Origin of the sequence: Frankia sp. Hr75.2 (assembly GCF_949319125.1) — a bacterium.
Lineage (GTDB): Bacteria > Actinomycetota > Actinomycetes > Frankiales > Frankiaceae > Parafrankia > Parafrankia soli.
Window position 1 is genome coordinate 71,265 of record NZ_CASGGV010000033.1, and the last position, 23,128, is coordinate 94,392.

General features: G+C 72.4%; 18 protein-coding genes and 1 pseudogene. 8 read left to right on the forward strand and 11 right to left on the reverse strand.

What is annotated here, in order from left to right; genetic code table 11:
• Positions 1-9: 9 nt before the first annotated feature.
• From AC559T_RS03920 to AC559T_RS03935, 4 genes are all read left to right on the forward strand, one after another.
• Positions 10-1,278, forward strand: a complete 1,269-nt coding sequence (locus AC559T_RS03920; RefSeq protein WP_498867772.1) for an MSMEG_0565 family glycosyltransferase — start codon at positions 10-12, stop codon at positions 1,276-1,278.
• A gap of 216 nt (positions 1,279-1,494) precedes the next feature.
• Positions 1,495-2,379 carry an alpha/beta fold hydrolase gene (locus AC559T_RS03925; protein WP_112106496.1) on the forward strand — a complete coding sequence of 295 codons (885 nt, stop codon included), beginning with the start codon at positions 1,495-1,497 and terminating at the stop codon, positions 2,377-2,379.
• Positions 2,380-2,516: 137 nt separating this feature from the next.
• Complete coding sequence (locus AC559T_RS03930; RefSeq protein WP_071059775.1) at positions 2,517-3,098, forward strand: phage holin family protein; 582 nt, start codon at positions 2,517-2,519, stop codon at positions 3,096-3,098.
• Between the two features lie 136 nt (positions 3,099-3,234).
• Positions 3,235-3,753: a DUF3618 domain-containing protein gene (locus AC559T_RS03935; RefSeq protein WP_498867773.1), complete on the forward strand. Its 519-nt coding sequence runs from the start codon at positions 3,235-3,237 to the stop codon at positions 3,751-3,753.
• On the opposite strand, the gene AC559T_RS03940 is transcribed toward AC559T_RS03935, so the two are convergent.
• The gene (locus tag AC559T_RS03940; RefSeq protein WP_498867774.1) at positions 3,754-5,082 is read right to left on the reverse strand and encodes a DUF4407 domain-containing protein; all 1,329 of its coding nucleotides are present in this window, start codon (positions 5,080-5,082) and stop codon (positions 3,754-3,756) included.
• Between the two features lie 317 nt (positions 5,083-5,399).
• On the opposite strand from AC559T_RS03940, the gene AC559T_RS03945 reads away from it, so the two are divergent.
• Positions 5,400-5,849 carry an SRPBCC family protein gene (locus AC559T_RS03945; RefSeq protein ID WP_020464077.1) on the forward strand — a complete coding sequence of 150 codons (450 nt, stop codon included), beginning with the start codon at positions 5,400-5,402 and terminating at the stop codon, positions 5,847-5,849.
• Positions 5,850-5,891: 42 nt separating this feature from the next.
• Here the strand turns inward: AC559T_RS03945 and AC559T_RS03950 are convergent, their stop codons facing one another.
• On the reverse strand, positions 5,892-6,929 hold the full coding sequence (locus tag AC559T_RS03950) for an anti-sigma factor RsbA family regulatory protein (RefSeq protein ID WP_368952835.1): 1,038 nt from the start codon (positions 6,927-6,929) through the stop codon (positions 5,892-5,894).
• Between the two features lie 436 nt (positions 6,930-7,365).
• Here AC559T_RS03950 and AC559T_RS03955 point away from each other — a divergent pair, with 436 nt between their 5' ends.
• Positions 7,366-10,074, forward strand: a complete 2,709-nt coding sequence (locus AC559T_RS03955; RefSeq protein ID WP_498867775.1) for a Tex family protein — start codon at positions 7,366-7,368, stop codon at positions 10,072-10,074.
• Between the two features lie 25 nt (positions 10,075-10,099).
• Here AC559T_RS03955 and AC559T_RS03960 read toward each other — a convergent pair whose 3' ends face one another.
• From AC559T_RS03960 to AC559T_RS03990, 7 genes are all read right to left on the reverse strand, one after another.
• The gene (locus AC559T_RS03960) at positions 10,100-10,990 is read right to left on the reverse strand and encodes a polysaccharide lyase (protein ID WP_368952837.1); all 891 of its coding nucleotides are present in this window, start codon (positions 10,988-10,990) and stop codon (positions 10,100-10,102) included.
• Positions 10,991-11,208: 218 nt separating this feature from the next.
• A complete protein-coding gene (locus tag AC559T_RS03965; RefSeq protein WP_498867776.1) occupies positions 11,209-13,371 on the reverse strand; it encodes an acyltransferase family protein in 2,163 nt (720 codons plus the stop codon).
• Position 13,372: 1 nt separating this feature from the next.
• A complete protein-coding gene (locus AC559T_RS03970) occupies positions 13,373-14,800 on the reverse strand; it encodes a NosD domain-containing protein (protein ID WP_498867777.1) in 1,428 nt (475 codons plus the stop codon).
• A gap of 134 nt (positions 14,801-14,934) precedes the next feature.
• Positions 14,935-16,275 (reverse strand): glycosyltransferase family 2 protein, encoded by a 1,341-nt coding sequence (locus tag AC559T_RS03975; RefSeq protein WP_498867778.1) that lies wholly within the window; start codon positions 16,273-16,275, stop codon positions 14,935-14,937.
• Positions 16,272-17,357 carry a Rossmann-fold NAD(P)-binding domain-containing protein gene (locus AC559T_RS03980; protein ID WP_112106505.1) on the reverse strand — a complete coding sequence of 362 codons (1,086 nt, stop codon included), beginning with the start codon at positions 17,355-17,357 and terminating at the stop codon, positions 16,272-16,274. The genes AC559T_RS03975 and AC559T_RS03980 overlap by 4 nt, the downstream gene beginning before the upstream one ends.
• Before the next feature lie 763 nt (positions 17,358-18,120).
• Positions 18,121-19,467: a DUF5925 domain-containing protein gene (locus AC559T_RS03985; protein ID WP_498867779.1), complete on the reverse strand. Its 1,347-nt coding sequence runs from the start codon at positions 19,465-19,467 to the stop codon at positions 18,121-18,123.
• A gap of 260 nt (positions 19,468-19,727) precedes the next feature.
• Complete coding sequence (locus tag AC559T_RS03990) at positions 19,728-20,204, reverse strand: hypothetical protein (RefSeq protein ID WP_071059782.1); 477 nt, start codon at positions 20,202-20,204, stop codon at positions 19,728-19,730.
• A 181-nt stretch (positions 20,205-20,385) separates the two neighbouring features.
• Here AC559T_RS03990 and AC559T_RS03995 point away from each other — a divergent pair, with 181 nt between their 5' ends.
• Both AC559T_RS03995 and AC559T_RS04000 read left to right on the forward strand, forming a co-directional pair.
• Positions 20,386-21,501, forward strand: a complete 1,116-nt coding sequence (locus AC559T_RS03995; protein WP_498867780.1) for an N-acetylglucosamine kinase — start codon at positions 20,386-20,388, stop codon at positions 21,499-21,501.
• A gap of 142 nt (positions 21,502-21,643) precedes the next feature.
• On the forward strand, positions 21,644-21,949 hold the full coding sequence (locus AC559T_RS04000) for a hypothetical protein (RefSeq protein WP_498867801.1): 306 nt from the start codon (positions 21,644-21,646) through the stop codon (positions 21,947-21,949).
• A gap of 29 nt (positions 21,950-21,978) precedes the next feature.
• Here AC559T_RS04000 and AC559T_RS04005 read toward each other — a convergent pair.
• Together AC559T_RS04005 and AC559T_RS04010 are read right to left on the reverse strand one after the other, a co-directional pair.
• Positions 21,979-22,068 (reverse strand): annotated as a pseudogene (locus AC559T_RS04005) (Rv3103c transmembrane domain-containing protein); the annotation flags it as partial.
• Positions 22,065-22,946 (reverse strand): mechanosensitive ion channel family protein, encoded by an 882-nt coding sequence (locus AC559T_RS04010; RefSeq protein WP_498867781.1) that lies wholly within the window; start codon positions 22,944-22,946, stop codon positions 22,065-22,067. The pseudogene AC559T_RS04005 and the gene AC559T_RS04010, both read right to left, overlap by 4 nt.
• Between the last annotated feature and the right edge of the window lie 182 nt (positions 22,947-23,128).

A 23,128-nucleotide genomic window follows, 5' to 3' on the forward strand; every position in this document is an offset into this window, starting at 1 on the left:
GGGAGCGCGGTGAGCACAGGCGCGGTGAGCGGGAGCGCGGCGGGCGACCCGCTCTCGGTGGCGCTGCTGACCTACTCCACCCGGCCCCGCGGCGGGGTGGTGGCCACCCTCGCCCTGGCCGAGGCACTGGCGCGCGCCGGGCACCGCGTCAGCCTGTGGACGCTGGCCCGCGGCGGGGACGCCGGCTTCTTCCGCCCGGTCGACCCGGCGGTCGAGGTGGTGGCGGTGCCGTTCCCGGAGGTCGCCGACGAGACGGTCGGGGAGCGCATCCTGCGCTCGATCGCCGTCCTCCGGGATGCCTTCGAGGCGTTTCCCGGCGGGTACGACATCGTGCACGCCCAGGACTGCATCACCGCGAACGCCGTGGCCGACTGCGTCCGCACTGTCCACCACCTGGACACCTTCACCACCCCCGAGCTCGTCGCCTGCCATGAGCGGGCGCTGCGCCGACCGTACGCGCACGTGTGCGTCTCGGCGGCCGTCGCGGCCGAGCTGGCCGCCGGCTGGGGGATCACCGCGACGGTGATCCCGAACGGCGTCGACGCGGCCCGCTTCACCGCGGCTGCCGGCCCGGAGGCTCCCGCCCGCGCGGCCCGCGGGCACTGGCGTGCCCGGCTCGGCCGGTACGTGCTCGCCGTCGGCGGGATCGAGCCGCGCAAGGGGACCGCCGACCTGGTCGAGGCGTTCGCGCTGCTGCGGGAGCGGGTGACGCCGGTCTCCCTCGTCGTCGCCGGTGGGGAGACCCTGTTCGACTACCGCGGGTACCGCGAGCAGGTGCTGGCCCGGGCCGCGCAACTCGGCGTCGAGCCCGTCATCCTCGGGCCGGTGGCCCACGAGGAGCTGCCCGCCCTGGTCGCGGCGGCGAACGTCTTCGCGTTCCCGTCCGCGAAGGAGGGGTTCGGGCTGGCCGCGCTGGAGGCGCTGGCCGCGGGTGTCCCGGTCGTCACCCGTGACCTGCCGGTGCTACGCGAGGTGCTGGTCGCGGCCGGCGACGCGGTGCGCTTCGCCTCGACGCCGACCGAGTTCGCGGCCGCGCTGGAGGCGTTCCTCGACTCCGCGGAACGGCGGCCGGCCGCGGGCGCCGAGCAGCCGCGGGCGGGAGCGGGCGCCGGACATCCGCGGGTGGCGGCCGGGCGGGCGGTCGCGCGAGGGTACAGCTGGGCGACCGCGGCCGACCGGCATGTCGCCCTTTACCGCGAACTGATCAGAACACAGGCCACCGGACGGCCGACGCGCCGAATCAGTGTCACCACAGATAAATCATCCATCTCATTGTAAGAATTTAATGACGGAAAGCGACATCTCCGGCCCGGATCCGGTCCGGACGGTCCCCCAGGGTGCCGAATCGACTCTGCTCCGTCCGCCGCGGCGAGTCGGAAATCCGACGAATGCGTCACGGTGCCGATGGACCCCGGCCGCACCGCGTCCACGGTGTTTCATCGAGGATGCGGCGGTCGCCGAGAACCACAACGACGAGCCGAACGGCAGACATAGATGTATGACGAAGCACCGGCCTGGTACGAGGCCGCCATCGATACTCGTCCCGAGCGGCTGGAGACCGAGGTCGACGGGACGATCATCAGCTACCGGTGCTGGGGGCGGGTCGACGGTCCCGCAATCGTGCTGGTGCACGGCGGCGCGGCCCACGCGGGCTGGTGGGACCACATCGCGCCGCTGATCCCGGCCGAGTACCGGGTGGTGGCTCTGGACCTGTCGGGCCACGGTGACAGCGGACGCCGCGAGGAGTACTCGCTGAGCACGTGGGCATCCGAGGTCGTGGCGGTGATCGGCCACGCCGGGATCACGTCCCCGCCGATCATCATCGGGCACAGCATGGGCGGCTGGGTGACCATCACGACGGCCGCCGAGTACCCGGACCGCGTCGCCGGCATCGTCGTCGTCGACTCGCCGGTGAAGGAGTCGACCCCGGAGGAGCGCGCCGCCCGCGAGCGGACGGCCTTCGGCCCCCTGCGGGTGTACGCGACGGCGGCCGACGCGCTGGCGCGGTTCCGCACCGTCCCCGAGCAGCCGAACAGCCTTCCCTACATCATCGACCACATCGCCCGGAACTCCATCGGCGCGATGCTCGGCGGCTGGACGTGGAAGTTCGACCCGAACGTGTTCGGCAACCGGACGCCGTCCCCCGAGGTCCTGCGCAAGGTCCACTGTCGGGTCGCGCTGTTCCGCGCCGAGAACGGGCTGGTCACCCCGGACATCGGCGAGCTGATGTACAACCTGCTCGGCCGGGTCGCGCCGGTCATCGAGATCCCGCTCGCGGGACACCACGTGATGCTCGACCAGCCGCTGATGCTGGTCACCGGGATCCGCACCATCCTGGCCGACTGGGAGCACTCGTCCCCGCAGGAGCGCGCCGACTAGCGGGCCGGCCGGGGGCGCGGTTGCCACTCTCTGCCACATCCACGGTTAATCCGAGGTCGGGCGGGCATCCGGGTCTACACCGATCCGAATGGACACCGCCGGAGGGCGGGGTCAGGTCCGGTCGAGGAGGAGACGGCATGACCAGCACTTTCACCCGCCAGCCCACGACGTCGGCCCCAGCACCCCCCGCCGATCTCCCGGTCGCCCCGGGAGACGTCCCGACATCCCCGGACGGCGTCCCCGCCGACCAGGCCGGCATCCCGGGCCTTCCGCCCGATGCCACGGTGCAGACCACATCGCCGCGGATCACGCCGTCGACCCCCGCCACGGTGACGGAGCCGCGGCCGGCATCAACCGGCCGCCTCGTCTCCGACGTCGCGACGGACGTCTCCACCCTGTTCCGCCAGGAGATCGCGCTCGCCAAGGCCGAGCTGCGCGAGGAGGCCACGAAGGCCGGCAAGGGCGCGGGGATGTTCGCCGGAGCCGGCGGGGCCGGCTACTTCGCGCTGCTCTTCGTCCTGCTCGCGGTGATGTTCGGGCTGGGCGAGGTCATGGCGCTGGGCTGGGCCGCGCTGATCGTCGGAGTGGTGCTCGCCGCGGTCGCCGCCGTCCTCGCCCTGCGCGGCCGCAGCACGGTCCGCAACGTGCACCCGGCGCCGACGCAGACAGTCGAGACGCTGCGCGAGGACGTCCAGTGGGCGCAGAGCCGCCGGCACTGATCCGCCGGTACCGATCCCGCCGGTACCGATCCGCCGGCGCTGAGCCCACCCCAACCGCTATCACCGACCAGCGACGGAAGACGTCCCAGGCCGACGTCCAGGCCGAGCCGACGTCCAGGCCGAAAGGAAGGCGCGCGTGACCAGCACAACACCTGATGAGATCCGGGCCGATATCGAGGCGACCCGCGCCCAGCTCGGCCATGACCTCGACGAGCTCTCCGACCGCGTCAGTCCGCACAAGGTCGCCGAGCGCACCGCCGCCGGGGTGAAGGACAAGGTCGCGGGGGCCGGCAGCGCGCTGAAGCCGAAGCTCGACGAGGCGGCCCTCCGGGCGCGCGGGAGCGCCGGACACGCGGCCGCCGTGGCTCAGGAGACGGCCCACCGTCAGCTCGACGCCCACCCGCAGGTGGCGGACGCCCTCCATCGGACCACGGCGACCGCCGGCAGCGCGGTCACCATCGGTCGGGAGAAGGCGACGCAGACGGCCACCGCGGGGCGGGCGAAGGCGGGGGCGCTCGTCACGGCCGGGCGTGACCGGGCGCGGGAGAACCCGCGCGCGGCCGGCTCGGCCGCGGGCGGAGCGGCGGTCCTGGGCGTCGTGGCCGCCCTGGTCGCCCGCCGCCGCCGGCGGCGGCGCCGCGCCGACGACATCTGATCACGACGGTTCCGGCGGCGCAGGCACCGCCGGGCCGGTGGCCACCGCCGATCCGGTTGTGGCTGAGGCTGCCGCGGCCGAACCGGTGGTGACAGCCGGGGTGGACGGCTCCGCGTCGGAGGTCGGGACGCGCGGCACGGCGACGATGCCGTGCTGCCGCCGCAGCTCACGCAGCCGCGACTCCTGGTCTGCGCTGATCTCCTCCTCGGCGAGGCGCGCCTGCGCCGTGTCGGCCGTCCAGCGCACGGCGGTCTCGACGCCGTCACGGCGCAGCAGGTAGTCCTCCCAGCGCCCGGCGAGACGCGCCGCGACCACCGGGGCCAGATCGCGGCGCTCGCGGGCGGTGTGCCCGACCTGCAGCGCGTCGACCTCGACGGAGGTCTCGTCCCGCCAGCGCTCGAGGCGCTCGCGCTGCCGGTAGGAGGTGCGGTCCAGACCACGCTTGAACAGCAGCGGGGCGAGGTCGATGCCGAGCAGAAGCAACGTCAGCAACAGGCGCCACACCAGGACGGAGCGGTCCTCGGTGGTCAGCCGCCAGAACGCCTTCTCCCGCATCAACAGGTCGTCGGCCGCGCCCGTCGTGGTCTGCACCGTGGCCGCGAAGTCGGAGCGCCTGGCCTTCTGCGCAGCCCGAAACTCGTCAAGATCACGTTGGGCGGCGTCGCGCAGCCGGGTGGCGTCGGTAACGGCGGCGGTAGCCGCGGCCAGCTCGGCCAGCTTGATCTGGTAGACCGGGCCGGCCCCGCCCAGGCAGGCCGGGCCACCGCCGGGCTGGCCACCGGTGAGCTGGCAGTTCACCTCCGCCGTCTTCGCCTCGACGAGATCGTCGGCGGCGTCGAGGCCTTTCTGTTTCGCCGCGAGATCGGCCGTTCGGGCGGCGAGCTCGCTCTCCTGGTTCGCGTCCCACCCGGCCAGTAGGTGCCCGGCGTCCTCCTGCTGTATCTCGGCGACCCGGCTCGCGATCGAGGACTCGAAGATCCGGAGCAGTACCGTCTCCCCGACGATTACCGCCGCGCACACCGCGATGAACACGCGGACCGCCACGGAGAATCCAGCCCGGCCGGTTTCCACACCGCCGTCCGCGCCATAGCGGTACGGGGTCTGGGTCAGCAGGACGGACCGGTCGATGAAGAAGATGAACAGCGCGTAGAAGATGCCGAACGGCAGCGCCTGGAGGGTCCCGACACCGAACCCGAGGGCCACCACCGTCGCCCCCGCACAGGTGGCAAGTGCCGCTGTCAGAAGCATCAGCGCGCCGGCCGTGACGAAACGGGCGCGCTCCGTCGGCGGGAGGAATTTCGCCTGCGCACCGGCGAAGAATGCCAGCATGTCCCCGAAAGCCCGCACCGGGCCAGGACGACGTGGTCGTTCACGGGAATGTTCGGAAGTCTGCGGTGAATCTGACACAGGCCCCCCGTCCAACCGGTACTTCACAGATTCGCGCAGCATTTTGCCGGGCGGATCTGGCGCCGCCGGTGACACCCCCGGGCAGCGCGGCAACGTTATCTCCCGGCCACCGTCCCCACAATTCATGGCTGAGAGCGGCGGCCCGGTGGGGCGGTCAACCGGATTTGTCGCGCCCGGGATAGTCTCGTTTTCGGCGGAGGTGCCGGCGCCGGCCGGGCCGAGTTTGGACGGAGTGAACGATGGCGCAGATCAGTGTCGAGGTGGAACGAATCGTCGGCGGCCCGCCGGAGCGGGTGCTGGCGCTGCTGGCCGACTACGCGGGGACACGGGCCGAGCTGTGGCCGGAAATGATCACCGACTACAAGGTGGTCGAGGGCGGGGAGGGCCCCGGCACCCGGATCACCTACCGGCTGCACGCCACCCGCAAGCGCGTCCGCGACGTGGACGCGGTGGTCACCGCCCCCGCCGCGGGCAGCCTGCTGGAGGCCGACCAGCGCTCCTCCCTGCGCACCCGCTGGCAGGTGCGCGCGGCCGGCGCCGGCGGCAGCACGGTCACCGCGCTGACCACCTGGGACGGCGCGAGCGGGGTCGGCGGGTTCTTCGAGAAGACCTTCGCCCCGATCGGCATCCGCAAGCTGAGCAACGCCGTCCTGGACGGACTGGAGACCCGGCTGCGCCCGCCGGCCTGACCAGGCGATCTCCCCACGGCCGGGCCCGGGGCCGGGCCCGGGCTACCCGGCCTCGGCCGCCGTGCCGTCCTCGGCGGTGCCGCGGACGGGCGCCGCGCCCCGGATCGCGATATGCAGGCGGACCACGGTGCCGACCGGCGAGGAGCGGAGCTGGACGAGGTCACAGAGCTGATGGGCCAGCCACAGCCCCCGGCCGCCCTCGGAGTCCAGCTCCGGGATCCGCTGGCCGACCAGCGGGTCGAGCACCCGGCCGCGGTCGGCGACCTCGCAGATCAGGGTCGGCCCCTCCACCCAGATGCGCAGCCGGCCGATCCCGCCGCCGTGGCGCACGCTGTTGGTGACGATCTCGTGGATGGCCAGCCTCAGGTCGTCGACCCGGCTGTCGGGCACGCCGACCTCTCGGGCCCGGCCGACCACCACACGCCGCGCGGCAGACACGTCCCGCCCGGTGAAGCGCAGGCTGACGACCGCCTGGCCGGCCACTGCGGGCGCCGGCAGCCCCATCTCGAACGCCTCCGGCACCCCCGGCCCCAGCGGCGCGGACGCCGGTGCCCGGGTGCGGCCGAGCAGCGGGTCGGGCGCGGCGCGGTACGGGGCGCCGCCCCGGGCCGCGCCGTCGCCCAGCACCCGCGGATGGGTCCGCCACGCGGCGTCCACCACCGGTGCCGGTAGCGTGGCCGCGTCGTAGGCGCAGCGTAGCCGCAGCCCGGACGATGCCCCGAAGGCCAGATTGGCCAGTGATTCGCAGTGGTGGCACTCGGCTATCTCCGCCGGGCTCCGCCCGGCCCAGACCAGCTCGCCGAGGCCACGTGCGCGGGTTCCCCGGGCCCGGGCCTCGTCCAGAAAGGCCGACCAGGCCGGAATGACCCGGCCCGGATTTCGCCCGAATTCGGTGATGTCCAGAAAGGAGATCTTCGACACTATCGAGCCCAGCACGGACCGCAGCAGCCCGGCGTTGGCGGGCGTGACCGCGACCAGGACGGCCTCGTCACGCTGGACACCGGCCCGGACGAATTCCACCGCGCCGGCCAGGAAACCGGCCGGGCCGCGGTGGACGAGCGCCTCGTGAACGAATGCCACGGCTGGACCGACTTCCGGCCCGTGGGCGTCCCTCACGGTGTCCCCCCCGAATTCGATCAGTCATGACCCGGACCGCCGCCGGGGCGCCGTCATCGCGGCTCCAGGTCCCCCCGGCCCGAGCTGCGACGTCGTGAGCCCCGCACAGAACGTGACAGGCCAATCCGAAACACCATGACATGGTATGTCGACGGAAGAACACCGTATTGCGCTAAAGAGCCTGGGCATCGGCGGACGGACCGCCCGGCGGGTGTCCCCGGCGGGCACGACATCCGGGCGGGCGACCAGCGCCACGGCGGGGCCGCGCGGGCGTCCGGACCGGCACCGGGGCTCACCCCGACCGGCACCGGAGATCCGACGAGAGGGATTATCGGGAGTACCAACCCCCGGGTCCGAACCGTGGGGACGATGAGCACACAGGCAAAGGCGGTTGCGGATCGTGACGACGGTGTCCGTCTCGGAGACGGTGTCTGTCCAGGCGCGGATCGCCGCGGAGCTGGGCGTGCGCGAGGGGCAGGTGGCCTCGGCGATCGACCTGCTCGACGGCGGTGCGACAGTGCCGTTCATCGCCCGGTACCGCAAGGAGGTGACCGGCGCCCTCGACGACGCGCAGCTGCGAACCCTGGAGGAGCGGCTGCGGTACCTGCGGGAGCTGGCGGAGCGGCGGGCGGCGATCCTGGAGTCCATCCGGAGCCAGGGCAAGCTGGACGACGCCCTCGAGGCGCAGATCATGGCCGCCGACACCAAGGCCCGCCTCGAGGACATCTACCTCCCCTACAAGCCGAAGCGCCGGACGAAGGCGCAGATCGCGCGTGAGGCCGGGCTGGAGCCGCTCGCGGACGCGCTGCTGGCCGACCGCTCGCTCGACCCCCGGGCGGAGGCGGAGCGCTACGTCGACGCCGAGAAGGGCGTCGCGGATGCCACGGCCGCGCTCGAGGGCGCCCGCGCCATCCTGGTGGAGCGCTTCGCGGAGGACGCCGACCTGATCGGTGCCCTGCGCGAGCAGATGTGGTCCCGTGGTCATCTCGTCAGCCGGGTCCGCGAGGGCAAGGAGTCCGACGGCGCGAAGTTCGCCGACTACTTCGACTTCGCCGAACCGTTCACGAAGCTGCCGTCCCACCGGATCCTCGCGATGTTCCGCGGTGAGAAGGAGGAGATCCTCGACCTCACCCTGGAGCCGGACGCGCCCGCCGACCCGGCCGAGCCCCCGGCCCCCGGCCCCACCGACTACGAGCGGCGCATCGCCGAGCGTTTCGACATCGCCGACGCCGGCCGGCCGGCCGACCGCTGGCTGCTCGACGCGGTGCGCTGGGCGTGGCGGACGCGGGTCCTGGTCCATCTCGGCGTCGACCTCCGCATGCGGCTGTGGACGTCCGCCGAGGACACCGCGGTGCGCGTGTTCGCGGCGAACCTGCGTGACCTGCTGCTCGCCGCCCCTGCCGGGCAGCGGCGCACCATGGGCCTCGACCCGGGGTTCCGCACCGGCGTCAAGGTGGCGGTCGTCGACGCGACCGGGAAGGTCGTCGCCACCGACACGATCTACCCGCACGTCCCGGCCCGCCGCTGGGACGACTCGCTGGCCTCGCTGGCCCGGCTGTCCACCGAACACGGCGTCGAGCTGATCGCCATCGGCAACGGGACGGCCTCCCGGGAGACCGACAAGCTGGCCGACGACCTGATCCGCCGGCATCCCGAGCTGAAGCTGACCAAGGTGATGGTGTCGGAGGCCGGTGCCTCCGTGTACTCCGCCTCCGCCTACGCGTCCCAGGAACTACCCTCGATGGACGTCTCGCTGCGCGGCGCGGTGTCCATCGCGCGCCGCCTGCAGGACCCGCTCGCCGAGCTCGTCAAGATCGACCCCAAGTCGATCGGGGTCGGCCAGTACCAGCACGACCTGGCCGAGGCCAGGATGTCGTCCTCCCTGGACGCCGTCGTCGAGGACTGTGTGAACGCGGTCGGGGTGGACGTCAACACCGCCTCGGCGCCGTTGCTCTCCCGGGTCTCCGGCATCAGCGGCGGGCTGGCCGACAACATCGTCCGCCACCGTGACAGCAACGGCCCGTTCCGGTCGCGGACGGGGCTGCTGGACGTGGCCCGGCTGGGCCCGAAGGCGTTCGAGCAGTGCGCCGGCTTCCTGCGCATCACCGGCGGCGACGACCCGCTGGACAGCTCCAGCGTGCACCCGGAGTCCTACCCGGTAGTCCGGCGGATCCTGACGGCGACCGGTGGCGACCTGCGCGCGCTGATCGGCGACACGAAGACCCTGCGCTCGCTCAAGCCCACCGAGTTCGTCGACGACACGGTCGGCCTGCCGACGGTGACCGACATCCTCGCCGAGCTGGAGAAGCCCGGCCGCGACCCGCGGCCGGCGTTCCGGACGGCCGAGTTCACCGAGGGCGTCGAGACCCTCGCCGACCTGGTGCCGGGCATGATCCTCGAGGGCGTGGTGACCAACGTCGCCGCGTTCGGTGCCTTCGTCGACATCGGCGTGCACCAGGACGGCCTCGTCCACGTCTCGGCGATGTCGAAGAACTTCGTCAGCGACCCCCGTGAGGTCGCCAAGCCCGGGGACATCGTGCGGGTGAAGGTCCTCGACGTCGACATCCCGCGCAAGCGGATCTCACTCACGCTGCGCCTCGACGACGAGCCGGGCGCGGCGGACGCCGGCGGCGGGCAGAGCGGCCAGGGTGGCCAGGGCGGTGAGCGGCGCGCGGGCCGCGGCGGCCGCGGCGGGCAGAACCGCGGTGGCGCCGGTGGCGCCGGCCGGAGCCAGGAGCGCGACGGCGGGCAGCCCGCCGACCAGCAGGGCGGCCGGCAGGCGGCAGCGGCCGGCGGCGGGCAGCCGGCCGGCGGCCAGCCCGGAGGCGGGCGTGGCGGTCCGGGGCAGCGGGGCGGCCCCGGCCAGCGCGGTGGTCCGGGCCAGCGCGGTGGCGGTGGCGGTGCGGGTCAGCGCGGCGGTGCCGGTGCCGCGGGTGGCGGTCAGCGCGGTGGCGGCGGTGGCCAGCGCGGCGCCGGTCACCGCGGCGGGCGGACCGACGGGGCCATCGCCGACGCACTGCGCCGCGCCGGTCTGGTGACCGGCGACGAGGTCACCCTCGGCGGAAAGCAGGACGACAGCCGGGACAGCCGCCGCCGCGGGCGCCGATAGCCGCGCGCCGGCCCCGCCGGCTCGATCAACACGAGCCGGCGGGGCCGGCCTGGATGAACCGGTCGGAGACCACGAAGGTGGCGAAGTCGGCGTACTGGTCGACGGGGCTGGCCCAGCTCAGGTCATCGCCGCCGAAGAAGGTGGAGAAGAAGACGCCCTCGATACGCAGTGCCGGCGTGCTGCGGTAGAAAAGGCCGTCCTGGTGGAAGACCTCACTACCGTCGACCCAGACGGTCACCGATCCGTCCGCCAGCTGCGGGCTGTTCAGGCGGACGCGCTGCTGAATGGCCACCCACCGCCCCGGGACGAATTTCCAGCTCCCCAGGCCGAGTGTCGTACCGTAATCTTTCGAGCGTGGAAGGTAGGCGTACACCTGCCCTTTTCCGCCGGCCCGCCACATGTAGCGGGTGGAGAATCCGTTCGTGCCGTCCGGAGTGTTTCCGCCGGCCACGTGGGTGCCACCGAAGAATCCTGGGAGCTTGCCGCCCCTGGCGAACTGGAAACCATCCTGGAACCGGACTCGGTAGCTCAGATAGAGGTCGTCGGCGGGACCGTCACGAAACTGGAGATAGACCTGGGCACCGCCGGAAGGGGCCCCGTCCTGCTCGACCGAGAGCTGGCTGGCCGAACCCTTCGGATAACGGACCCGGCTGTGCTTCCAGGCACAGCCCGCCTCCGGCAGCTCCACGGTGACGTCGTCCAGGCCGAAGGCGCCCCGCCGGCGCATGATCAGCTCATCGCCGAAGAAGCTCTGCAGGTGCGGGGGCATCGGCGGCGCCGCCGGGGTGTTCAGTCCGTTCACCGCGGGCACCTCCGGCTCCGGCCGACGCTCGTCCGGACCGGTGGTGCAGCCCACGGCGCCGCCCGCTCCCAGCAGCGCCGCCAGAAAAACGCCTCTTCGCGACAGTACGCTCACCGCTGTTCTCCCCGACCCGCATTCCGCCCACCTGGCTTATCGCCGGTAATTACGCGTGTCGGCTCGCGGCACCGATCCCCCGGCGGCGAGGACCACGAATTCCGGGTGGTCCGCGCCGGCATAAAGTCTAGACCGCGCGCGACCGGTACCCGGGTATGGCGACGGCCGGCGCGGCGATCCGTGCCGGCCGGCCGTCGGGCGTCCGGGGCCGTTTCAGCTCATCCGGCCAGCCGGACCAGTTCCGACCCCAGGTACGACGCCAGGGTGGTGGAGTACGTACCGGTGATGTGGCTCTTGTCGTAATAGACGACCGTGTCGCCGATGATTGGCGGACACTGTTCCTTCGCGCACAGCCACGGCACGGGATCGACCAGCATCGCCCCGCCGTCGCGGGCACCCTGGTTCTCGATGGCCCGCTGCGGTTCGGTCAGTTTCGCGTCGGAGACCCGCACAACACACCGGCGGATGTTCGACGGATTCCTGGCAAGGCAGTCCGGAACGTCGAATCCCGGGTAGGGCGTGTCCGAGATGAACACGACCTTGGCCCCGGTCGAGCGCAGCGTGCGCACGGCGCTCGCCATCCCGCCGGCGCCCACCCGGATAGCCTCCGTCCGCGCCTCGGAACCGACGACGATCAGGTCCGGGTCGAGCGCGCCGATCCTGGCGAGGGCCTCCGCCCGCCAGGTGTTGCACTCGGTGTAGACCCGTTTCAGGGTCTCCAGCACGAAGTCCGGGTAGTCGGCCGGCGGGCAGCCGCCCTTCGTGTAGGGGATCAGCCGCCAGCCGCGTTCGCGGCTGACCTTGTTCATCGCGTTGAACCACTGGTTCGCGTGCGAGTCGCCGAACAGGACGACCGTCCGACGGCCGTTCGGGTCCCCGTAGGCGCAGTCGGTGGGAGTGCTGGCGGTGATCGACGCATAGCACCTGTTCGCCTTGTAGTCGAGTGGGACCTGTTCCAGCGACGGCCGCAGCCCCGCCGGCAGCCCCGGCAGGTCCAGCGACTGCTCGATCACCCGGGACAGAGCGGTGGACGCTCCCACGCTTCCCGCCGTTCCCGCTGTTCCCCCGGCTCCGGGCGCTCCCGCCGCGACATCGGCCGGGCCGGGGATCGGCGCGACACCGCCCGTGGTGGGGATGGCCGCGACCTGGCCCACGCCGAGCGCGACCGCAACCGCGGCGCCGGCCAGGCAACCACCGAGGCCAAGGCCGACCGCCGGCCGACGGACCAGCACCGACCGGGCCCGGATCGGGTTCTCGACCGCGTAGTAGGTGAGCGCGGCCAGGACCAGCGACCCCAGCACGGCGGCGACCTTCCCGCCCGTGCCGAGCGGTGCCCCGGAGGCCTCAGGCCAGAGCACCAGCACCGGCCAGTGCCACAGGTACCACGAGTAGCTGAGGCGGCCCGCCACCTGTAGCGGCCACCGGCGCAGCAGCAGCTCGGCGCCCCGGCGCGGCGCGGCACACCCGCCGGCGATCACGAGCGCCGAGCCCGCGACCGGCAGCAGCGCCGCCAGCCCCGGGTACTGCGTGCCCTCGTCGAACCGCGCCGCGGCGAGCAGGATCCCCAGCAGGCCCAGCCAGCTCAGCTGGGACGACAGCGCGCGGGGCATCCGGGCGAACGCGGGCGCGCCGAGCGCGACCAGCGCCCCCGCCGCCAGCTCCCACGCCCGGGTGTGGCTCCCGAAGTAGGCCCACGGCGCCGACCGCGGGGTGAGCAGCACGCTGAGCGCCAGCGAGCCGCCGAACACCGCGACGAGCACGGCGAACACTCGCCCGGTGCGGACCGGCCCGGTGCGGCCCCGGCGCCAGCCGCCGGCGATCACCGTGGTCACGGCCACCAGCACCAGCGGCCACAGGGCGTAGAACTGCTCCTCGACGGCGAGGGACCAGAAATGCTGGAACGGCGACGGCGGCCCGTCCGCCCGCAGGTAGTCCGTCCCGGCCTGGGCGAGCCGGATGTTGATCGCCGACACGGCGGAGAACGCCGCGTCCACGCTGATCGAGTGGAGGCGCAGCGGTGACGCCCACCGCCAGGCGGCCACCATCGTCGCGACGATGACCACCGTCGCCGCCGGGACGATCCGCCGCGCCCGCCGGGCGTAGAAGCCCCGCAGCGAGATCCGCCCGTGGCCGGCCCGCTCCGTGAGCAGCTGCCTGGTGATGAGGAAGCCCGAGATCACGAAGAAGACGTCCACGCCGACGAACCCGCCGGCGACGGCGAGCCCGGAGTGGCCGAGCACGACCAGGACCACCGCGACCGCGCGCAGCCCCTCGATATCCGGTCGGAACTTCCTGACCCTGGTGTCCCCGCCGGCCGAGGCCGGCGGGGACACCAGGGTCGACGTGTCGCCGACCGTCGGGGTGGCCTCAACCGTGGTCAAGTCAGACTCCGCCGCCCAGCACCGGACGGCCGACCGCCCTCGACCGACGCCGGCGGGCGAGTCCGGTGAAGCCGCTGAGCAGGACCAGCACGAGCGGCACCGACGCCCAGATCCCGACGAGCACCCGCGGGCGCCACTGGTCGCCGTTGTCGCGCAGCGTGTTCCCGTCCAGGCTGATGCCCTGCGTCGCGAGCTGGTTGTCGACGATCGTGTTGCTCCGTACCCGGATGTTCTCCCCGCCGCCGCGGACGTGCAGGCCCACCCGGTTGCCGGTGATCGTGTTCTGCTCGACGACGTTGTCCGGCGAGGAGGCGAGCACGATGCCGTCACCGCGGTTGCCGCTGGCGGTGTTGCCGACGATGCGGTTCCCTGTGCTCGAGGCGTCCATCATGATGCCGTTGAGCCTGTTGTCCCGGGTGATGTTGCCCGCCACGACGCCGCCGGTCACGAAGTCGGAGAAGATGATGCCGTGCCGGCCGTTGCGCTCGCTGACGTTGTTGCGCACCGAGATCCCGGTCGAGTAGCTGTGCGGGTCGACACCGTAGAGCGTGTTGTCGTGGAACCAGTTCTGCTCTATGGCCACGTCACGGGCATGGTCCGTGTACGTCCCGATGAAGCTGTGGTCGACCTCGGAGTGGGTCATGCTTCCGGTGGAGCGGTCCGACCAGGAGACGCCGTAGGAGCTGTTCCAGTCCCGTCCGAGATAGCTCAGGTGGCTGCGGGTGATGGTGAGGGTCGCCGCGTTCGTGGCGACCACGAACGGCCGCCGCTCGTCGACGCTCAGCTGTTGCAGGTCGTCACTCGTCGTGCTCGGGCGGACGGCGACGCCGTCCAGCGCCAGCCGGCCGCCGTCGACGCCCAGCAGCACGCCGCGCCGGACCTCGAGCACCAGCTCGGAGACCGGAGCCGTGATCGTGAGCGACGCCCCGGGCGAGACGACCAGCGCCGTCGACAGGGTGACCCGGCCGCGGCCGTCGTATCCGGCCCAGGACGGGTCGTCGACCTTCTCGACGACGTCCAGCAGGCCGGTGACCGGGCGCTGCAACGGGACGACGCGCTCCGGCCGGCCGCCGGCGAGCAGCGTGATCGCGTCGGGCCCCACCGCGATGCCGCGGATCTCCGGTGACGGGCTGGTCCGCGCGTCGACGGTGTTGGGCGGCAGCCCCAGGATCACGTTGCTGAGCGGGTCGTAGGACGGCGTGTAGGCGTGCCGGTGGAAGAACTCGGTGGTCGAGGTCAGCTCCCGGTAGTCACGGCCGACGGTCACGCTCAGCGTGACCGCGCTCAGCGCCGTCATCACGGCCAGCAGGAGGTGGACACCGCGGCGGCGGGACCGTTCGCGCCGGGCGCGGGCGGCCGCCGTCACCGCCGCCCGCTCGGCCGGCACGCTCCCCGGCTGCCGAACGGGCACCGCGGTCGGCAGGGTCACCGTGTTGGCGGTGCTCGCCGTCACGCCCGCCGGGCCGGGCTGGTGCGGTGCGTGGGGCGTGTGCAACCCGAGAGGTGGCTCATAAGGTGGCTGAGGAGGATGGGGAGGGTAGGGCTGGCGGGTCGGGCGGGTCGTCATCGGTTGCCCTCCCCCGCGACGGACGCGGGCACGCGGCCCCCGCCGGCCACGGCCTCGTCGTCCCGGGCGGTGCCGGTGGTGCCGTCGCCGTCCCGGTCCCGGTCGCGCTGGCGCTGGCCGCTGGTGGCCGCGGTCTTGGCGATGACCTCGAAGCTGCGCGGGTTCCCCATGTAGAGCGTCGCGACGAGCGCGACGATCGTGAACGTCGCCGTGACAGGCGCCAGGACGACGGCGGCGAGGCTCTGCAGGACGCGGTTCGTCCAGAATCTCGCGCTGCTCACCCCGGGCTGGCGCAGGCCGGCGTTGACCCAGCCGCTCAGCCCGAAGTTCACCAGCCAGACCGCCAGCGAGCACCAGAAGAGCGAATGCGCCCAGCCCGCCACCTCGATCGTGTCCGTGAGGATCAGGACGACCGCCGAACCCGACGCGAGAAACGTGAACAGGCTGAGGAAGTACCGCACCGCGATTCTGATCGCGGCGCCGAGCGGGAGCACGTCGCGGTTCACGATGGCGTGGATGTTGCCCCACATCCACCGGCGGCGCTGCTTGAAGTAGGCCTGCCACGTCCACGGGGAGGTGAGCTGGATGTACTCGTGGAAGAAGCCCCAGCGCAGACCGGCCGCCGCCGCGTTGCAGCCGAAGGTGAGATCCTCGGAGGCGAAGATCCGCCAGTCCCAGGTGACCGTCCGCTCGGTGTGGCCGGTGATGGTGAGGCCCTCCCCGTGGACGAACAGCGGCCGCCCGAGGATTCCCTGGAAGGAGGAGCAGTAGGTCATGCAGTTGTGGAAGCGCAGGTCATCGATGTGGCTCAGGATGAAGTGCGCGAACGGCCCGCTGCCGTAGTCGATGCGCGGGGCCGTCACGCCCTGGCAGATGTCGTAGTCGGCCGCGTAGGCGGTCTCGAGGTACTCCCACGTCGGAGACGTGTCGTCATCGAGAAACGTGATCTTTGTATCGGCCGTGTCGTAGCCGAGATGCTGGCGGACGATCCGGCTGAACTCCAGGGCACGCGCCTTGTACTGGGCCACGCAGGTGAAGTCGGTGGGCACCGTGATGACCCGGTCCGCCTCGGGGTAGATGTCGCCGTTCCCGGGCTCGTTGGTCACCCAGATCTCGTAGTTCATCGTCATCGGGAACGAGCGGATCTCCCGGATGATCTCGTTGACCCGGTCCTGTTCCCGGCCGACGGTGGTGATCTGGATAATGTATCTCGAGAAGAGATCCCGGTTCTGCCGGAAGGTCGTGTGGAACCACCACTCACCCGCGGCAAGAATGAAGATCTCGATCATGGGCCGGAGGAAGGCCACGAGCAACAGCCAGGGCAGCAGGGTGCTCATCGGGGCGCGCCTTCCGTCGCCTCGACGCCACGGGAGTCCCGCGGCTGCCGCGGAAACCGGTCGGGCGACCAGAGCGCACGGGCGGAGGCCAGCCCCGGCCCCGGTTCGGTGGCGCCGCCACCGAACCCGTCACCGAACCCGTTGCCGGACCTGTCCCCGAGCGAGTCAGCGGCTCGCCCGCCAACCAGCTCGGCGACCCGCTCGCCGCTCACGGCGCCGTCGGCCGCCGCGCGGTCGACGAAGCGGCTGTTCATCTCGATGACCGACCGCAGAATCGGCATGTCCACGCCGACACCGGCGGCGAACCCGAGGAAGGCCATGGTGTCCTTCGGCAGGCAGACACCCCCGTACGGCGCGCCGCCCCTGGTCCCGTAGGCGGGGTTGAAGGACGCCTCGGCCGACCGCGAGACCGTCTCGGACACCGCCCCGAGGTCGATCTGAAGACGCTCTGCGACTACGTGCATCTCGTTCCAGAACGAGATCTTCGTGGCGTTGAAGATGTTGTGCGCACACTTGACGAACTCGGCGGTCGTCGGGTCATCGAAGATCCTCATGGTCCCCCCGAAAGGCGCGAAAAGCTCCGCGAGGCGCTCCCGGACCCGCCGGTTACGAGCCCCGATGACGGTCATCCACGGCCAGCGGAAGTCCTCGGCGGCCGACGAGGCGCGCAGGAACTCCGGATTGCTGGCCAGCAGGAACCCGCTGCCCTGACGCAGCCCGGACTCCTGCTCCAGCAGCGGGCCCACCAGCCCCTCGGTCGTGCCCGGATCGACGGTGCTGCGAACAACCACGGTGTGCACGGCGGACGTCTCGCGCAGGGCGCGGCCGAGGCCGCGGGTACCGGCCACGAACGCCGTGAGGTCGTAGCGGCTGCCGGCGTTCGGTGTCGGCAGGGTGAGAAAGACGAGGGAGTCGCCCTCCGATCTCAGGTCGATCTCGGGCCGCGCGTCCAGGCCGATCTCGTTCAGGAATGCGACTCGCTCCGGTGAGACGTCGATGAACGTGACCCGGTGCCCGGCGTCGAGCAGCCCCCTCCCGGTGGCTGTTCCCACGACTCCGGATCCGACGACAAAGATTCGCATCTTCTTCAGCTCCTTGGGGCGCGCTCAGGGCATGGTCGGCCCGGGCGGCGTCGAGCGGGCGCGGACGATGACGTCCGAGAATCCGCGCGTAGGGCGACGGAGAGCCGTCCCGGTCCGCGCGGCGTTGTCGGGGAGTCCGCGTCCCGGTCGGGATGCGCGGACTCGTGAGCCTCGGGCTTTGCGCCCGGTGATTCTCTAAACGATTAGGCGGCGTCGCCGTGGCCGGTCCCGACCGGCCCGCGCTCCGGTGTCCGCCGACCCGCGGCCGGGTGGAGTACGGACGAGGACGCATGTCGTGATGCCCGCGAACGGCGGCGGACCGCCGTTCCCCCCGGGCACGCTCGCGGACACGGACACAATGCCGTCCGCACGCTGCGTTGCCATAACTACTGTTTCCCCCAGTGGTTCGCGGCCGGACCCCGGAACCGACCCCCCAGACACGTTTACCGATCGATGATTACCCCAGAACAGAGCATCCCCAAATACCCCGTCCAAGTGCGGAAGAGTAGCCGATCGGCGCGTGGTTCGCCGCAGAAGGCCGACACCGGGCGTGTTACGCGGGACGACCTTGAAGCGAATTCAGCCACAGAATTACGCGACAGCAGTGCGGCCGGAACGGCCGTTCATCCCTTTCCTGGCGATCCAGGAACTATCTCCGTTCGGGAACCCGTCCGCACTGTGCCGATATCGTGCACTTCGCCCGACATGCACCCCTTCTCCGGAACGGCGCCGCCCGGCGGCACGGGACGGCGCCGCCGGGGTGTCAGAGGTACAGGCCGGTGTGGCCGTCGCGCTCCGGGGTGGTCGCGGGCATCCGTCCGTCACGAAGGGCGAACAGCTCGGCCAGGGTCGCGGACATCCCGACCCCGGCGTCCGCCGCCGTCCCGAGCCAGGCGAGCGCCTCCTCGCGTGGGAGCGGCCCGACCTCGACCTGGGCGAGGCAGCGGCCCGGCCGCACGATCGCGGGGTGCAGCCGCGCCAGCGGCTCGTTGGTGGTGACCGCGACCAGGACGTCCCGGCCCTGCCCGACCAGACCGTCGGTGAGGTTGAGCAGCCTGGACAGCGCCTGGCCGGAGACGCTGCGGGCGTCGCCGCGCAGCAGCTCGTCGCAGTCCTCGATCACCAGCAGACGCCAGCGGCGCCGGGACGAGTCCTCCGTGCCGCCGCCCGTCGCCCCGCCGCCCGCCGACACTCCGCCCGCCGACACTCCGCCCGCCGACACTCCGCCGGCGCCGGGGCTGCCGGGGCCGGCAGCCGCGTCCGCGGTGCCCGCCGGAACCGCCGCGGCCGCGTCCGTGGTGTCCCCGTCGGCCGCCTGGTCGGCTTCCGCGGTGGAGTCCGACGCCGCGTCACCGAGCGCCAGGCTGGTCCCCTCGGCCGGGCCGTCGTCGTCCGTGTCGTCCGACCCGATCGCCACCTCCATGAGGTAGCCGGGGTCACCGAAGAGCGCCTCCGGGTCGAGCACGCAGTCGACCTGGCACCAGCTCCGCCACTCGTGCGCGAGCGCGCGCAGGATCGTCGTCTTGCCGGTTCCCGCCGGCCCGTGCAGGAGGATCAGCCGGCCGACCAGGCTCTCCGGGCGCATGGCCATCAGATGGTCCAGCGGCGCCAGCGTGGTCTCCGCGTAGTTGCGCCGGATCGACCGCCAGGCGGTCGTCGCGGCCCGCCGGATGATCCTCGTCGGCCCGCGCTGGGTGGAGAGGTACCAGAAGCCCATGGTCACGGTGCCCTCGCCGACGGACTCCGCCGTCGCCTGGCGCACCACGCCGTCGAGCACCGTCCGGGCGAGCTCCTCGCTGACCGCCGTCACCAGGACCTCGGCGCTGCCGCCGCGCCAGCGCACCGCGCGCACCGTCCAGCCGTCACCGGTCGCCAGCCGCGAGTCACGGGCGTCCTCGACCACGGTCCGCACGACCTCGGCGTCGACCGGCAGCAGGCTCGCGCCGGGCTTGAGCCGGTCGATGCGCGCGCTGCGGGCCCAGGGCTGGTCTCCCTTGGTGAAGGGGCCGAGCGCGAGCGCGTCGACGACGTCGTAGGGGGTGTCCGAATCGTCGAGGGCGACGACGAAGGGCAACCCCGCCGGGAGCCGGCCGGAGCGCTCACCCCTCACACGATCGCCGTTGGACGAGGAACCCTGCCGCGGAATGGACACGAGACAGATACTCGGTGACGAGTGCTCCTGACACCACCTGGTTCCTCCATTCCGTCGCGGAAGGTGGTGGGAGGCGCCCGGCACACCGCGTCATGGCGGGTCTCGGAATCGAGCCCGCATGGCCTCCCGCCGCGTACCCGATGGTCCGCTCCGCGGCGGGAGGTCCCCGGCCTGACCGTCAGTACCCGTGTGGGTACCACGCAGGAGCCACCGGGTGGCTACGGCCGGGCACCGGGCCCGGGGACGTCCGGCGCCTCGGCACCAGGCTCGGGTGGCTCCGGAGGCCCGAACCTGGCCACCTCGAGCACGGCCCGCAGGAGGTCGAGGAGACGGTCCCATCCGACGAGGAGGGCGGCGGTGTTCTCGCCGGTGACGGGGTCCGACGCGAGCAGGTGCAGGGTCTTCACCACGGCGTAGAGGTACTGCGGGCGCGGGCGCCAGACGGTGAGCTGCGGATAGGTCTCGTCCAGCGCCTGGTGCAGGACGCGGCGCAGCGGCGTGTCGGGGCGCCGCCGAGCCGGGTCGGTGTGATGGAGGATGGTCACCACGGCGTCGATCTCGTCCACGTCCGGCAGCCACATCCCGGCACGCAGCGCGGTCTCGGCCTCGGCGAGGGCCTCGTCCACGGCTGCCACCGGGTCGCCACCGCCGTCGGGCACGGGCGGCGGCGCCCAGTCGTCGTCGTCATCGGTCACCTCACTACCGTCTCTCAACGAAGCCACGATGGGACACGGGGTGATCGGATACACAGTGCCGCCGCGTGGTGGGAGACGCGGCGGAAGACATCGAGAGGCACGATGCGGGGGACCCCGTCCGGCCGGAAGGCCTCTACCTTCCGGTGACAACCCACGGTCGACGGAATCGCGAGGCGCCCCAGTGCCCAACCTGCAGCCAGAGAACTCCAGGCCGTTGATCAGCCTGCCACCGTCACTGCGGCCGCCCCCGGAGCCTCCGCCGTCAGCGGAGTCCCTGCCGGAGGCGGCGCCTCATGCTGGTCTCCCCCGTCCCTTCCTGCTCGGCGTGGACGGCGGCGGTACCAAGACCACGGCCGCCGTCCTCGACCTGCGGCGGTCGACGCTGACCACGGCCACCGCGGGCCCGAGCAATCTCGACGTCGTCGGCCTCGACGGCGCCGCCGCCGCGATCATGGAGGCCGTCCGTGGCGCGCTCGGCCAGGCGGGTGCCGCGGCCGACGAGGTGGCCGCCGCGGTGCTCGCGGTGGCCAGCGCCGACACCGACGACAACCAGGAGGCCCTCCGGAGCCGGCTGACCGACCTTCGGCCGGTCGGGAGCACGCTGGTGCTCAACGACGTCGTCGCGGCCTGGGCCTCCGGCACGCTGGGCCGCCCCGGTGTCGCCGTCATCAGTGGTACGGGCAGCAACACCCTGGGGGTCGCCGCCGACGGGCGCACCTGGCGATGCGGCGGCTGGGGGCACCTGCTGGGCGACGAGGGCTCGGGGTACTGGATCGGCCTGCACGGGATGCGCGCGGCCGTCGAGTTCCGGGACGGGCGCGCCCCCTGGTCGGCGCTCGTGCCCCGCCTGCTCGCCTTCTACCATCTCGACCTGGTCGAGAGCGTCGACGATCTCGTCTACGGCAGCCTCGACAAGGCGGGGATCGCCGCGTTCGCCGTCGAGGTCGCCGCCACCGCGGCCGCCGGTGACGCCGTCGCCCACCGGATCCTGACGGACGCCGGCCGGCTGCTGGCCGACCAGGTCCGCACAGTGATCGACCGGCTCGGGCTGACGGGCGAGTTCCCCGTCTCGCTCGTGGGCGGCACGTTCAACTCCGGGCCGCCGTTCCTGGACGCGTTCACCGCCCGCGTCACCACCGCCAGCCCGGGCGCGCGTCTCGTCCGGCCGCGGATGTCCCCGGCCGCCGGGGCCGTCCTGCTGGCGGCGCGGCTGGCGGGCACCGAGCAGCTGGTGGACTGGGCCGGTATCGGCGATGCCCCGGGCACCCCCACGGAGGAACTGGTCCGCCCGCCCTGACAGAAGCGGAACCCCGGGCTGCCTTGGGCATGCTCAGGGCGCGCTCAGAGCGTTCCCAGAACTTGGGTCAGTGCACACGGTCAGGACTGCGGTCAGGCGCGGTCAGGCGCACGGTCGGGGTCTCCGTTAGGGGGAGGGCGTCATGGTCGGCCCCGGCGCCGGAGCCGACGGGGCACCGGACAACGACGGGACCCGCGCGAACGGAGGCGCGGAGGCCGGCGAGGCGCCCGCCGACGGGTCGGTGGAGCCGAACGGGTCCACGGTGCTGGTCGGGTCCACCGTCGCGGTCGGACTGGCGGTGACGTCCGGCGAAGGCGAGGGGGACACCGTCGGCGAGGGCGGGGCCACCGGCGCCGGGGCGGTGGTCACCCTCGCCCGCGGTGTCGGCGTGGCGCTCGCCTGCTCACTGCGCGGTTCGTTCTTCGCCTGCTCGACCGCCGCGGTGTAGGAACGTGACGCCGGCAGCGACTCGGGCCGTACCAGGATGTACAGCGCGAACACGGCGACGAGCGCGAACATGAGCAGCAGCGTCGAGCGCTGCGCCGGTATCCGGTCGAGGAACCTCATGAGGACGTCGGCGGCGCCGTGTCGAGGTCGGCCGGCACGTGGATCCCGGCGCGCAGCAGCGCGACCGTGATCTTGGCCCGCAGCGCCCGACCGACCTCGAACTGCTTGCCCGGCAGGGTCCGGGCAACGACCCGGATCTTGAACTGGTCGAGGTCGATGCTCTCCACCCCCATCACGGTCGGCGCGTCCAGCAGCAGGTCGTGCAGCGCGTCGTCGGCGTACGCCTCGGCACCCACCCGGGTCAACACGTCACTTACCGTAGTAACATCAACACTTGTGGGTATCGGGACGTCCACCACGGCCCGCGCCCAGTCCCGGGACAGGTTCACCACCTGGACGATCTGCCCGTTCGGCGTGATCACCACCTCGCCGTTGGACGTCCGCACGCTGGTGATGCGCAGCGTGACCTCCTCCACCGTGCCAGTGATCGCGCTCGGCGCCCCCTGGACCACCAGGCGGACGAGGTCCCCGAAGCCGTACTGCCGCTCGGTGACCAGGAAGAACCCGGCGAGCACATCCTGGACGACGCGCTGCGCACCGAAGCCGAGCGCCACACCGACCACGGTCGCCGGGGCGACGATGCCGGTGACCGGCACCCCGAGGCGCTGGAACACCAACACGACCGCCACGCAGTAGACCAGGGCCAGTGACACCCAGGTCAGCACCTGGACGACCGCGTGGCGATGCTTCGTCGCCTCGGAGCGCACCACCCCGTCGCTCTGGCTCGACTGCTGGTCGATGCGCCGCTCGACGCGGACACCCACCCAGGTCGCGAACCGGGTCAGCAGGACGGCCGCAATCACGATCATGACGATCTCGAGCCCGCGGCCACGGGCCCACTCGGAGATGTCCGTCAGCGGAGCGGCCGCCGTGATCATGCCGCCGCCACAGTCATGACGCCGACGCGATCATGACGTCGGCGTGGCTCGGCCCGCGTCGGCTTCCCGCAGGCCACACACGCGGCCGGCGGCACCGCGCCAGCAGGTCGGGTATGCCCTCACCCATCCGAACCTACCCGCGACCCTCCACCCCGACCGCCCCACCCCACGCCCAGCCCACA

Bases quoted from the DNA above. Each gene is read 5' to 3' on its own strand.
- AC559T_RS03940 (WP_498867774.1), bottom strand. From the start codon at position 5,082: ATGCTGGCATTCTTCGCCGGTGCGCAGGCGAAATTCCTCCCGCCGACG.
- AC559T_RS03975 (WP_498867778.1), bottom strand. From the start codon at position 16,275: ATGAGCACCCTGCTGCCCTGGCTGTTGCTCGTGGCCTTCCTCCGGCCC.
- AC559T_RS03925 (WP_112106496.1), top strand. From the start codon at position 1,495: ATGTATGACGAAGCACCGGCCTGGTACGAGGCCGCCATCGATACTCGT.
- AC559T_RS03980 (WP_112106505.1), bottom strand. From the start codon at position 17,357: ATGCGAATCTTTGTCGTCGGATCCGGAGTCGTGGGAACAGCCACCGGG.
- AC559T_RS04000 (WP_498867801.1), top strand. From the start codon at position 21,644: ATGGTCGGCCCCGGCGCCGGAGCCGACGGGGCACCGGACAACGACGGG.
- AC559T_RS04010 (WP_498867781.1), bottom strand. From the start codon at position 22,946: ATGATCACGGCGGCCGCTCCGCTGACGGACATCTCCGAGTGGGCCCGT.
- AC559T_RS03945 (WP_020464077.1), top strand. From the start codon at position 5,400: ATGGCGCAGATCAGTGTCGAGGTGGAACGAATCGTCGGCGGCCCGCCG.
- AC559T_RS03930 (WP_071059775.1), top strand. From the start codon at position 2,517: ATGACCAGCACTTTCACCCGCCAGCCCACGACGTCGGCCCCAGCACCC.